13 protein-coding genes are annotated in these 12852 nt (G+C 45.2%); 7 read left to right on the top strand and 6 right to left on the bottom strand.

All coding sequences use genetic code 11. The features are described from left to right. Positions 1–197, top strand: a 197-nt coding sequence (locus IM322_RS12260; protein ID WP_287674352.1) for a zinc ribbon domain-containing protein, incomplete at its 5' end; no start/stop codon positions are given. Between the two features lie 44 nt (positions 198–241). Here IM322_RS12260 and prfB read toward each other — a convergent pair. Both prfB and IM322_RS12250 read right to left on the bottom strand, forming a co-directional pair. Beyond that, positions 242–1367 (bottom strand): peptide chain release factor 2 gene (gene prfB / locus IM322_RS12255; RefSeq protein ID WP_287674350.1). Its coding sequence is split into 2 segments (ribosomal slippage): positions 242–1294 and positions 1296–1367, totalling 1125 coding nucleotides; the frame shifts between segments, so codons are not numbered across the junction. 261 nt (positions 1368–1628) lie between these two features. Continuing rightward, positions 1629–2741, bottom strand: a complete 1113-nt coding sequence (locus tag IM322_RS12250; protein WP_287079543.1) for a DUF3747 domain-containing protein — start codon at positions 2739–2741, stop codon at positions 1629–1631. A gap of 161 nt (positions 2742–2902) precedes the next feature. On the opposite strand from IM322_RS12250, the gene murD reads away from it, so the two are divergent. From murD to mdh, 4 genes are all read left to right on the top strand, one after another. Then, positions 2903–4252 carry a UDP-N-acetylmuramoyl-L-alanine--D-glutamate ligase gene (murD, locus tag IM322_RS12245; RefSeq protein ID WP_287674348.1) on the top strand — a complete coding sequence of 450 codons (1350 nt, stop codon included), beginning with the start codon at positions 2903–2905 and terminating at the stop codon, positions 4250–4252. Between the two features lie 194 nt (positions 4253–4446). Continuing rightward, positions 4447–7098 carry a glycoside hydrolase family 10-like protein gene (locus tag IM322_RS12240; RefSeq protein ID WP_287674346.1) on the top strand — a complete coding sequence of 884 codons (2652 nt, stop codon included), beginning with the start codon at positions 4447–4449 and terminating at the stop codon, positions 7096–7098. A gap of 190 nt (positions 7099–7288) precedes the next feature. Then, positions 7289–7504: an NAD(P)H-quinone oxidoreductase subunit O gene (locus IM322_RS12235; protein ID WP_002782591.1), complete on the top strand. Its 216-nt coding sequence runs from the start codon at positions 7289–7291 to the stop codon at positions 7502–7504. A 26-nt stretch (positions 7505–7530) separates the two neighbouring features. Next, positions 7531–8508, top strand: coding sequence for a malate dehydrogenase (gene mdh / locus IM322_RS12230; protein ID WP_287674345.1), 978 nt, complete (start codon positions 7531–7533; stop codon positions 8506–8508). On the opposite strand, the gene IM322_RS12225 is transcribed toward mdh, so the two are convergent. The 3 genes from IM322_RS12225 to psaM form a co-directional block, all read right to left on the bottom strand. Then, on the bottom strand, positions 8509–9636 hold the full coding sequence (locus IM322_RS12225; protein ID WP_287674344.1) for a THUMP domain-containing class I SAM-dependent RNA methyltransferase: 1128 nt from the start codon (positions 9634–9636) through the stop codon (positions 8509–8511). A gap of 446 nt (positions 9637–10082) precedes the next feature. Then, on the bottom strand, positions 10083–10433 hold the full coding sequence (locus IM322_RS12220) for a slr1601 family putative cell division protein (protein WP_287674343.1): 351 nt from the start codon (positions 10431–10433) through the stop codon (positions 10083–10085). A 162-nt stretch (positions 10434–10595) separates the two neighbouring features. Continuing rightward, positions 10596–10688: a photosystem I reaction center subunit XII gene (gene psaM / locus IM322_RS12215; protein ID WP_012264462.1), complete on the bottom strand. Its 93-nt coding sequence runs from the start codon at positions 10686–10688 to the stop codon at positions 10596–10598. Between the two features lie 189 nt (positions 10689–10877). Here psaM and IM322_RS12210 point away from each other — a divergent pair, with 189 nt between their 5' ends. Together IM322_RS12210 and IM322_RS12205 are read left to right on the top strand one after the other, a co-directional pair. Next, the gene (locus IM322_RS12210) at positions 10878–11597 is read left to right on the top strand and encodes a TerC family protein (RefSeq protein WP_286824103.1); all 720 of its coding nucleotides are present in this window, start codon (positions 10878–10880) and stop codon (positions 11595–11597) included. Between the two features lie 35 nt (positions 11598–11632). Continuing rightward, positions 11633–12130 carry a thiol-disulfide oxidoreductase DCC family protein gene (locus IM322_RS12205; protein ID WP_286824105.1) on the top strand — a complete coding sequence of 166 codons (498 nt, stop codon included), beginning with the start codon at positions 11633–11635 and terminating at the stop codon, positions 12128–12130. Positions 12131–12567: 437 nt separating this feature from the next. Here IM322_RS12205 and IM322_RS12200 read toward each other — a convergent pair. Then, positions 12568–12852: phosphatase PAP2 family protein (locus IM322_RS12200; protein ID WP_287674340.1), on the bottom strand; the 285-nt coding region annotated here is incomplete at its 5' end.

Here is a 12852-nt window from a genome sequence, read left to right as displayed (position 1 = left end):
TGCCGTTAGATGTTCGAGAATGGGACTGTCCAGACTGTGGGACTCACCATGACCGAGATATTAACGCCAGTAAAAACATTTTGGCCGCAGGACTTGCGGTGTCAGTCTGTAGAGCGACCATAAGACCAGAACAGAGTAAAACTGTTAAGGCAGGTGCGAAACCCCGCAAGGGAAAGAAGCAGGAACCTAAATCGTGAGGTTTGGGAATCACCGTCCGTTTTACGGCGGTGAGGATGTCAACTTAGGAATCAGTATAACCTGCACTGTTCCCCCCCAAACGTAAATAGGCTTCAATAAAGCTATCTAAATCCCCATTCATTACCCCAGTAACATCGGTGGTTTCCACATTACTGCGGAGATCCTTAACCAATTGATAGGGATGAAAAACATAGTTACGGATTTGATTCCCCCAAGCGGCCTCCACCATATCGCCGCGAATTTCTGCGATCGCTTGAGCCTGTTGTTCCCGGGCGATAATTAACAATTTCGCTTTTAATAAAGCTAGGGCTTTTTCTTTATTTTGTAATTGCGATCGCTCTTGGGTACAACGCACAGCGATGCCTGTGGGAAGATGAACTACACGCACGGCAGTTTCCACTTTATTAACATTTTGGCCACCTTTTCCCCCGGATCTAGTGGTGGTAATTTCTAAATCTTTATCGGGAATTTCTACCCTCACCGCATCATCGCCCAAAATTGGCATCACTTCCACCCCGGCGAAACTGGTTTGACGTTTACCATTAGCATTAAAAGGGGAAATTCTTACTAACCGATGGGTGCCTTTTTCTCCTTTCAGATAACCGTAAGCATAAGTTCCGGCAATCTCAATTGTCACCGATTTAATTCCCGCTTCATCTCCTTCTGATATTTCCGCTAAAGTGACTTTATAACCCTGTTTCTCGGCCCAGCGAGAATACATTCTCAGGAGCATTTCTGTCCAATCCTGGGCATCGGTTCCCCCGGCCCCCGCGTTAATCGTTAAAACCGCTCCTTTTGCGTCGTAGGGACCATTTAAAAGCTGTTGCAATTCCCAGCGATCGAGGTCATGCTGTAAATGAGTTAAATTGTCCGTTGCTTCTTCTAGTAAAGTTCGATCGGATTCTAATTCTAATAACTCGATAATTGCCTTGGTATCTTCTAATTGTCCACACCAACTTTGATAGGTTTCTAAAGAAGATTTACATTCATTTAGTTCTTGCAGGGTTTTTTGAGCAGTATCGGGATTATCCCAAAAAGTGGGGACGGCCGCCACCTGTTCTAAGTCTTTAATTTTGGCCCTTAAAGTGGGTAAGTCAAAGATAGTCCTGGGTTTTACCCAGGCGCGATCCTACTATCTCGATACCTTTTTTTAGTTCCGATATTTCCATGTTTTCAGTTATCAGTTATTAGTTATTAGTTACTCTAGGAGTCAGTCCCGATGAAAAAATTTTCACCCCCACAGATGAAAGAGGTTTCCTTCCCTACACCCCACACCCCACACCCTACACCCTCTTTCAAGTCAGGAGGCCGGAGTTGAGAGTTGAGGTTTTAGGGTTTTGGGGTATTAGTTGAAATTCCCCTATCTCCCCATTTCCCCATTTCCCCACTCCCCCATTTCTCTGTTCCCCGTTCCGCAGTTCCAGCGTTCGCTAAAATGGTACGATCGATCCGCGCAGGGGGGCAAGAGTTTGTAAAGCGTTTTCAGCCTTATTGCGACTACTAAACGCGCCTATTTGCCAGACGCGACGACCTTTGTAGGAGGTGGGAAAAGCGTCGGGATAGAGAGAACGAACCCTAGTGCGATCGCTCTCTGTTTTAGCTTCGATTACTACTTTAAAACCTTGGCGACTACTATTGCTCATATTACCACTACTGGGATTAGCGGCAGCCCGATTAAAAGTGATCACGTCTGATAAACTTCTGGGATTGCCTAGGTTGCGCGGTGGCGGTGGTGGTACAATTGCATTATTATTCTGGGAATTGGGAGGAGTCAGGGGGGGTAAATTAGGGTTAACTGGGGACGGTGGGGTAAAATTTGGCTCTGGCACTGGATTACTGACCACTGGCTGAGGATTGCTCTCTACTGCTGTTTCTGCAGCGGTAAAGGTATATTCTCGCACTTCGGGATTGGCAGAAGGATTAACAGGTGTTTCTGCTTTGACGGATTCTCTGGGGAGAGAATAACTATTACCCGCGAGTAATTCCGGGGGAGGATTGAAACTGGGACTATCGGCAGTTAGATAGATATGACTGAGATTTTGACCGGCTAGACTGCGTTTAGTAAAGCGCCAGCCATCGATGAGATAAATTTGCATTAAACCGGTCCCTAAACCTTTTGTCCGTCCAATAATTACCTCCGATTGCCTGGGATTGCGGGGGGTTCCCACAAGGACTAATTCCCCGTTGCGTTGTACGATACGCAGCAGGTATTCTAAACCGTAATCTTTGCCCTGAATGCGAAGGGAATAACCGTTACTGTCGGTGGCCCGTTCACAACTGCCGGTAAAATCGAAATCGAGCAAGAGAGGCTGAACAATGGTCGGTTCTGTGCCATTTACCGCCCAACATTGGCGTTTACCCGGGATTTGTTGCAAAATCAGTAAATCGTATTTACCGTTACCGTAGGGTCGGGCAATAGCGATAAAATCCTCTTGATTAACTTCTTGTTGTTCAAAGAGAGTTGCTTGACTCGGTGTCGTCAGGAGACAACCCCCCAGAAGCGAAAACAGTAGGGTAAATTTTAAGGATGATTTTAGATTCATAAATAGGGAGCGTTGTTATAGAGATTGTACTTGCATTTATTTTATCGATCTGGACGTAAGCGAGAGAATTTTGTTTTCTTGGAAGATAGCTATTACAAGGGCCTAATCCACAGTAGGATAGAGATTGCTAAAAATTGACCCTTGAGTAGAGTGGCAACAAGATGGCGAAAGCGGCGATTATTGGATTGGGAAGATCGGGAATAGCAGCGGCAAGATGCTTAAAACGGGATGGTTGGCAGGTGACATTAAGCGATCGCTCTGATTCTCCCGGCCTACAAGCAACCAAAACCAATCTGGAAAGGGAAGGAATTAGGGTTAATCTTGGTCAAAATCTCAGTCTAGAGGCTTCGGACTTGCCTAATCTTATCGTGGTTAGCCCCGGGGTGCCTTGGGATGCCCCGATTTTAATTACTGCCAGAGAAAAAGGCATCGATACGATCGGAGAATTAGAATTAGCTTGGCGTTATCTGCAATCTTCCCCTTGGTTGGGTATTACGGGAACTAACGGCAAAACCACCACCACCGCCCTCTGTGCCGCTATTTTTCAAAAAGCAGGGTTAAATGCTCCTTCCTGCGGTAATATCGGCTATGCTGCCTGTGAATTGCCTTTAAAAGCCGATAAATACGATTGGATTATTGCGGAGATCAGTAGTTATCAGATCGAGTCCAGTCAGGATTTATCGCCGAAAATCGGTATCTGGACAACTTTTACCCCCGATCACCTCAGTCGTCATCAAACCCTCGAAAATTATTATCAGATTAAAGCCTCTTTACTGCAAAGAAGCGATCGCCAAATCCTCAACGGTGATGATCCCTATCTGCGTCAAATCGGTGTTAGTCAATGGCAACAAGCTTATTGGACTTCTGTGAAGGGTAAAGATGCGCTTTTGGGCGATCCTAGTCGTGGTGTTTATCTGCAAGATAACTGGATCGTGGCTTTTGGGGAGTTAATTGCCCCGGTTAATCTGCTGAAAATGGTGGGTAGTCACAATCAGCAGAATTTGCTTATGGCTGTGGCCGCCGCTAGATTGGCAGGAATCGAGAAAAAAGCCATTACTGAAGCGATCGCCACTTTCCCTGGGGTTGCCCATCGTCTAGAGTATGTTTGTACGTATAAAGGACTAGACTTTATTAATGATAGTAAAGCAACTAACTACGATGCGGCCGCAGTGGGCTTACAATCCGTCCCGAATCCGGCGATTTTAATCGCGGGGGGAGAAGCGAAAGCAGGGGATGATCGGGCTTGGATCGCTGAAATTAAGGCAAAAGTCGCCACCGTGCTGCTTATTGGTGACGCTGCCGCCGATTTTGCCCGTCGTTTACAGTCGGCAGGTTATCAAGATTATGAATGTGTAGAAACGATGGACAGGGCAGTTCAACGCGCGGCTGAACTAGGACCGGCAAAAGAGGCTAAAGTGGTGTTATTATCGCCCGCTTGCGCTAGTTTTGACCAATACCAAAGTTTTGAACATCGCGGCGATCACTTTCGGCAATTGTCCTTACAGTTGTAGGGGGATGGGGATAGGGGAGTGGGGAAGTGAGGAGATGGGGGAAGTGGGGAATTTCAACTAAAACCCCAAAACCCTAACACCCTAAAACCATGTTGCCGACAGCTAAGACGCAATTTTTGTTCCCAAAGATACTCTTTTTTGGCTAAGTTGGGTAAAATCAGGAGGAGTTAACCAAAAAAAATAAGAGAAAAAACGTGCTGGGATCGTCCTTCCATCTTGATCATCTTTTTAAAAAACCCCTAATTGCCTGTCTTTTGTCCTGTGTGGGTGTCTTGCTGCCGATCCCAGTTTTAGCGACACCGGTGGCAGTGTTAAAAAGTCAAGAAAATGCCAATCAATGGACAGCTATCACTGAGCGTTTGCAAAATGTCGGGGTTAATTACTGCATTCTCCAGAGTAATCAGTGGCAAAGCGACGCGGATTTAAATAAAATTAAGGTTCTAATCATCCCCAACGTCGAGACTATTTCCGGTTTACAAGCTGATGTCTTGAGTCGTTGGCTTAATCGTGGTGGTAAAATTATTGTCACCGGTCCGGCGGGGAATCTTTCGGAACCTGCTGTGCGTAATCAATTGCGATCGCTATTTGGGGCTTACTGGGCTTATCCTCACTCCCAAGCTTACACCCTGCGGCCGACTAATTTAGGTGAACTGAAAAACCAAAAACCTCTAGCCAGCAGTCTCCTCGGTGGTGTGGTTATCCCCACGGGAGTTAATAGCCAAACCGTCGCCGTCTGGGGGGCGCGCAACAATCCCCCCGCCGTTGTCCTCAATAATAACTCGATCTTTCTCGGTTGGCGCTGGGGCAGCGATGCCGTCGCTAATCTCGCCCTCGATAGTGCTTGGCTAGAAACCGCCCTGCAACGCTACGGCATTAATCGTAGTTCTTCTCCTAGCACAATTGCGCCCTATTGTCAAGGAAACTCAACAATAGTTAATAATATTAATAATACCCCAACAGCGATCTCGCGTAGCGAGCGCTTTGCGATCGCACCCCGTCGCCCTCTACCCCAGATTTCAGAAAATCTCCCCAGTGAAACGGCGAGATTAAGTCCGAATACCGAGGCAATTCCCCCCAGAGCAAGTCTAACTCCTCAACAAATTAGCCAGATGACGGCGGAATTGCAGGGATTAATCGGGCGTTATGGGGCGACTCTCTTAGCTTTAGAGGCAAGTAATAGTAATATATCCAATACTGATAAATCCTTAGCACAAGCATTTCATAATCGTGGGAAAAATTCCTCCACCTCAGATACAGCCAGACGATTCCGTTTAGCCCTAGAAAATGCCCAAGGAAGCTTAAATAATTTTCAGAATTTAATTGCCCAGGGGGCCTATACCCAAGCGCGGGAATTTTGGTTACAAGCGCGGCGAAGTCTTTGGGATAATTATCCCACTAATCGACAATTTGCCCAGCCAGAAATACGGGCAATGTGGTTAGATAGAGGCACGATCGTAGAAGCTAAAAATGAGGACGATTTAGCTAAAGTATTCGATCGCATGGCGGAGGCGGGTATTAATGTGGTCTTTTTCGAGACAGTTAATGCTAGTTATACTATTTATCCCAGTCAAGTTGCCCCCGAACAAAACCCTTTAACTAGAGGTTGGGATCCCCTAAAAGTTGCCGTTAAATTAGCCCATGAACGCAATATGGAAATCCACGCCTGGGTGTGGGTTTTTGCGGCGGCTAATCAAGCTCATAATAAAGTATTAGAGCAACCATTAGATTATCTAGGTCCAGTTTTATCCCGTAATCCCGATTGGGGGGCAACTAATAAAAGTGGTGGTTCTTTTGATTATAGTCAAGGCATGAAAAAGGCCTTTTTTGATCCTGCTAATCCCGAGGTACAGAACTATCTTTTATCTCTTTACGAGGAAATTGTCAAGAATTATGATGTGGATGGCTTGCAGTTAGATTATATTCGCTATCCCTTCCAGAGTCAAGATTCTAATCAAACCTATGGTTATGGTAAATCCGGCCGCTGGTTATTTAAACAAATGACGGGAGTTGATCCGATTACTTTAAATCCCCGGGGTGCTTTATGGGAACAATGGACTAGCTTTAAAATCCGTCAGGTTGATACTTTTGTCTCGCAGGTTTCTACTCGCTTAAAACAGATTCGCCCCCAGTTAAAAATGTCGGCGGCGGTGTTTCCCATGGAACAAAAAGAACGATTATATCGTATTCAACAAAACTGGGAAGAATGGGGACAAAATCAATGGATAGACCTGATATTTTTAATGACTTATGCTCTCGATACAGGGACTTTAGAAGAGAAAACCCAGTCTTTATTTGATCGCAAAATTGCAGGAAATGCTCTGATTATACCCGGTATCCGTCTGTTAAAAGTGCCCGATCAAGTCATGATCGATCAACTACAATTTATTCGCAATCTTCCCACTTCGGGATTCGCTCTTTTTGCCACAGAAAATCTCAATCCCAACTTGCAAACAATTCTTAATCGCATTCAGGGATCGATGATTACGAAAAAAACCGAACCTTTACCCCACCGTCAACCCTTTAAAACGGCAGCAGCGCGGTTTAATTCCTTGCGTCAAGAGTGGAGTTTTTTAATCACGAATAATTTATGGGCAATGGAGGAGGGAACCTTAAAAACTTGGGGGCAAGAAGTGGACGAAATGGCTAATCTATTAGAACAATTAGCTAATAATCCCAGCCCTCGTAATTTGACTTTAACTCAAAATGCTTTAAAGCGATTTAGCTATAAATTTAAATCTGTGATGTCCAGACAAAAAGATTTATCTGCCTATCAAATACAGGTCTGGGAAAATCGCCTCGCAACCCTACAAAGTCTCTTAAGTTATGGTCAAATGGTTGAGTTTTAATTAGGATTTACTGAAAAAGTTTGTCGGTGGAGTCAGTATTCAGGAGATTATTTTTATTTATTCTCCCCAATCCCCACACCCCACACCCCACACCCCTATCTCCCCACACCCCACACCCTCTTGTCAGAGGCCCGCCCGAATATGTAACAATTTATGGGAGAAACCCCCAAGCAAATTTAACGAGAAAAACATGGCAGCTACAATTAAGAAAGGAGCTTTAGTCCGCGTGGTGACGGGAAACCTAGAAAATAGCCTCGAAGCCCTAGCCAGCGATCGCCGTTTACCCAGTTATATGTTCAACTCGACAGCAGAAGTCTTGGATGTAAAAGATGATTATGCTTTGATTAAATTCTATGTTCCTACCCCCAGTGTGTGGCTAAAGCTCGAACAACTGGAACCCGCCTGATGAGGATATTGCCTCATCCATAAATCATGGTTGACTTCTACGATACACTCCTCCCCTGTCAATCGCCCCGAGTCTCGGTTATTGGTGCTGGTAACGTCGGACGCACCCTGGCCCAACGCATCGCCGAAAAAAACCTCGCCGATGTGGTTCTCCTCGATATAGTCAATGGTTTACCCCAGGGTATTGCCCTAGATTTGATGGAAGCCCAGGGCATAGAACTGCACGACAGCGAGATTATCGGCACTAATAACTACGAAGACACGGCAGGCTCCGATATTGTCGTGATTACGGCTGGATTAGCCAGAAAACCGGGCATGAGTCGCGATGATCTCATGAATGTCAATGCCAAAATTGTCGTCGAGGCCGCCACTAAATGCCTCAAGTATTCGACCGGAGCCATTTTTATCGTCATCACCAATCCCCTGGATGTGATGACCTATCTAGTCTGGCAAGCAACCGGTTTACCCCCCCAAAGAGTGATGGGAATGGCGGGGGTCCTCGATTCTTCCCGTTTACAAACCTTTATCGCCATGGAATTGGGGATTAGTACCGCCGACGTTCATGCCATGGTCTTGGGTGGTCACGGTGATTTAATGTTGCCCCTACCCCGTTACTGTACCGTCAGTGGTGTGCCGATTACCGAATTAATGGACGAGATAACAATTAACCGTCTAGTGGAGAGAACTCGCAACGGTGGGGCTGAAATCGTCAAATTACTGCAAACTGGCGGCGCTTATTACGCCCCTGCTTCCTCTGCCTGTACCATGGTCGAGACGATATTGAGAAATCAATCCCGTTTACTGCCGGCGGCAGCCTATCTTAAGGGTGAATACGGCCTACAGGATGTCTATCTGGGGGTTCCCTGTCGCTTAGGCTGTCGGGGGGTGGAAAGTATTCTGGAAGTGCGTTTGACCGATGCTGAACGTCTGGATTTACACAATTCTGCTGCCTCAGTTCGTCAAAATGTTCATTTAGCTCTTGACAGTCTCAAGGTTTTGGTGTAGTTAATACAACTCATATTTTAAGAGGGTACAGGGCAAAGAACCGTTATACAAGGGAGTGCGACGGGAAGAACGCAGACCGATTTGTTTAGTCAGTTCTTTGTTTCCCGACAAAATATAGGCTGTCCAACCCTTAAACCTCTGTTTTAAGACATCACCGAAGGATTTATATAAAGAGCCTAATTCTTCGGTATTGCCCAATCTTTTGCCGTAAGGGGGATTACAGAGAATAATCCCTCGATCGCTCGCCGGTTCTAAGTCAGTGATGCTTTGCAAGCTAAAATTAATATGGTCCTGCACTTGACAAAAATAGGCATTATCCTCGGCCTGATGCAAAACCTCGTAATCGGCATCACTAGCATAAATTGGCGCATTTAGCTGAAATTTTTGTTTTTCTTTAGCTTCCTTAACCAAAGATTGCCATAAATCTGGTTGATAGTCTGGCCACTTCTGAAATCCGAACTGGGAACGAGATAAACCGGGGGCAATATTTAAAGCTTTTAACGTCGCTTCGATGACAATGGTTCCCGAACCACAGAAAGGGTCTAAAAGCGCCATATCATCCTGCCATGCCGATAATTCTACCAAAGCAGCGGCGAGACTTTCTTTCAGGGGTGCGACTCCCATGGCCCGATGATACCCGCGACGATGCAAACTGTGGCCAGAACTATCTAAACTAAGCACACAGTGATTTTTCTCGATATGAGCGTTAATTTGCAGGTCGGGGTTTTCTGTATCCACAAAAGAACGTGGATTCCCCTGTTGACGCTGTTGGTCGATAATAGCGTTTTTGATGCTTAAAGCGGTGTAATGGGTGTGATTGAGGCGATCGTTCGTTCCCGTACATTGTACCGCTAAAGTTTCCTCACTGGTGAGATAATCGCGCCAATCAATGGCTTGAATGCCATCATACAGTTCCTTCCCATCCCCACAGGGAATTTCGGCAATGGGAACCAAAACCCGAAAAATAATTCTTGACCAAAGATTGACTCGATAGAGTAGGGCCAGATCTCCCTGAAAATGGACTCCGGTGAATACGGGTTTAACTTCTTTGGCCCCCAGGAATTCTAATTCCCTAGCGGCAATTTCTTCTAGTCCCCTAGCGGTAGTAGCAAAATAGGATCGAGTCATATCAGTAATCAGTTATCAGTAATCAGTAATCAGTAATCAGTTTTTAGTTTTTAGTTTTTAGTTTTCAGTGATTAGCTCTGGTCGTTGGTAGCTTGAAATCAGAAAGATTTTAATTTTTATCCCCTTGTAAATTCCTATCTCATTCGCTTTTTCTGGCGTTGCTGAATCAAGGTATGAATGACAACCTTGCACCCATCCAAAAGTTAGTTTGGGTCTAGGTTTTAAAAATCCCACAAAAGAAGATTCATATCTCAAATCAGCAACGCCCCATTTTCCAGATGGGGAAATCTCAAGACGTAATTTTCCGACAAAAACGAGGATAATCTCTGAATATCCCCTAGAGAGTAGCGGTATTTATTGAAATCGAGAATTTTTTCGTTGTGAACAACCAGCATCGGCAAAATACCCAAATAATCTGCTCAAAAACGCATTTATCTCGATCAATTCTACTGAGAAACCCAAAAAATGCGTCTTTGATTAGGATCCCGTCGGGAACTTTGTTCACCCATGACTTGCCGCGCTTGACTAGGATCGAAGCTGCGAGTAAATTGACCGCGCAATTGATTGACGCGTTCCTCCTTTTCTTGGGCTGCCAAACGCACTTCTTCTAATTTTGCCTGTTGGATCTGTTGGTAGGGTAGCAAACGAGCGATCGCAAAAACTGCCGTGATGGAAAGAGCGCTATAGGCAATAATTCGCAGCCAAATCTCGATAACTTGCCAGTTTTGGGATTTATTGCCGCTTTTTGGCTTTTTTTGTGGTTTTTTGTCGGTTTGGTTTCCTGTTCGTGCGGTCATAGATTTACGAGTATCAGTAAAATCGGTCAGAAAAATGGCTAATTACTTTCAATTTACACCCAATCACTGATAACTGATAACTGATGACCGATAACCGAAAAAACCCCAATCGGTCTATCCTATAGCTAGGTCAGACGGGATCAGGGTTTATTGAAAGCGATTTTACTTATAAAGTTCCGTCGCTAGACGAAAAGCCAAAATCCCGGGGATTAAAGCAATTACCAGAGCGACTAAAACTTGAGTATCAGAAAGCATTGCTGATTATCTCCTCATAAAGATATTTATCCAATACTTTCCGACATCATCGGGGTTCTCTGCATCATTTCGTTACAAGAATTCATATCTCCCCACTCCGATGACGGTTATCTCCCCTAGAAAAGAAAGTTGTAAAAGCGTTAAGCTGAGGTATCGCCATCATTACATTTATTTTTACCTGCGGCCTCAATGTTAGACTCGCTCCTTGATTCATCTCTAACCCTTAGTCTAAAAACCCCGTTAATTCTGTTGGTTCTCATTGCCCTAGAAGCGGTATTATCAGCAGATAACGCCATTGCTCTCGCTTCCATAGCACAGGGATTAGGAGATCATCAGCGTCAACGTCAGGCCTTGAATATTGGCTTAGTTTTCGCCTATATTCTCCGTATGATCTTGATTCTTACCGCCACCTGGGTGGTTAAATACTGGCAGTTTGAACTTTTGGGAGCAGTATATTTGCTCTGGTTAGTCTTTAATTACTTTGCCTCCCCTGAAGACAAGGATCACACCCATCATAGTCTCAAGTTTCAATCTCTCTGGCAAGCTATCCCCCTAATTGCCGTTACTGATTTAGCTTTTTCCCTCGATAGTGTCACCACTTCCATCGCCGTGGCCGATGATACTTGGTTAATCCTGCTTGGTGGTACGATCGGAGTAGTTACCCTGCGCTTTATGGCCGGTTTATTTATTCGCTGGTTAGAGGAATACACCCACCTAGAAGACGCTGGTTTTGTCACCGTCGGTTTGGTGGGTTTAAGATTGCTGTTGCGGGTGATTAGTCCCGATTTTGTGCCGCCGGAATGGATTATGATTAGTTTAATTGCTATCCTCTTTGCTTGGGGTTTCTCAAAACGCAACGATCGAGAACCCATAGAGAGTGATACCATCCAATCTGATAAATTGCCTTGACAATCCCCCACTGAAAAGAAAATCCCTAGAAGATCATGTCATCTTTACCGACTCCATCTGCTGATACCTTAGAAAATTCTACTCGATCGCCCTCTTGGAAAATTAAACTTCTCTACGATGGAGAATGTCCCCTCTGCTTGCGCGAGGTCAATTTTCTGCAAAAACGGGATGCTGGGAGAGGATTAGTTGCTTTTGTCGATATTGCCGCCGAAGACTATAATCCGGAGGAAAATGGCGGTATTTCCTTCGCGGCAGCCATGGGACGAATCCACGCCGTACTAGCTGATGGTACTATACTCCAAAATGTGGAAGTGTTTCGCCAAGTCTATGATATTTTGGGCATTGGTTGGATTTATGCCGCTACCAAATGGCCGGTTATTGGATTTCTAGTGGATATTATCTATGAAATTTGGGCTTCTTGGCGATTAACCTTAACCGGAAGACCGAATTTAACTACAATCTTAGCAGAACGTCAAAAACGTTTGGAATGCAACTCATCAAATCGTTGTTCTCAGTCAGTTAAAATCTCCTAAAAAAATAGGGAGTATTTAGGGTTTGCGGCAAAAAGTTTTTCGGTGGTGGTAGGGTGTGGGGTGTGGGGTGTGGGGTGTGGGGTTTTACCAGTTTTGAGGTGGCCAATTACCTAATTTTCAGGGAAAAAGTGCCTAAATTTCCCCCCCGAACAATCCTGGCTAAGGCACTTTTTGATTTCAAAAAAGCCTAAAAATATTATCCAACAAGGTTTTTAGATTTATTCAGCAAACCCTACTTAGTATGGTTTGATCGGGTGACATAACCCCGTCCATTGCCTAACACAAACCACCGCTTGAAAAGCTTAAGGAGTATATCAAAAATCAGGATACACCTAAAATTTAGTTGGCAATTTTTCGGACATCGAGTCCTCAAATTGCCGACCCCTGCACCTTCCCCACCGGTGCGTTGCTGAGGGTGGGGACTGATGCAGGTTCGTTCAACCTCCCCCTGATGGCTGAAAGAAGTTTTGTGCGACAAACTCGCCCACAGCTAACCCCATGTCAAAAGAATCAATACAAGCCTCCCGGACGTGAACCCCGCCAAAAACACGGCTGAGGGCATCTTCCATTCCCGCTTGATGGAAGCTATCGAAATGACGAACGACACCTGGAAGCTCTTGGGAGACAGTACTAAATACATAGTCCTCACCAAAATATTCGGTCATCACTCCCGCAAATGCTCCCCCCATGGCAGAATGCCCTGACATATAATCCGGGAAAGG

Source organism: Microcystis sp. M109S1, from assembly GCF_020247025.1.
Taxonomy (GTDB): domain Bacteria; phylum Cyanobacteriota; class Cyanobacteriia; order Cyanobacteriales; family Microcystaceae; genus Microcystis.
This window is presented reverse-complemented; position numbering and strand designations above follow the sequence as displayed.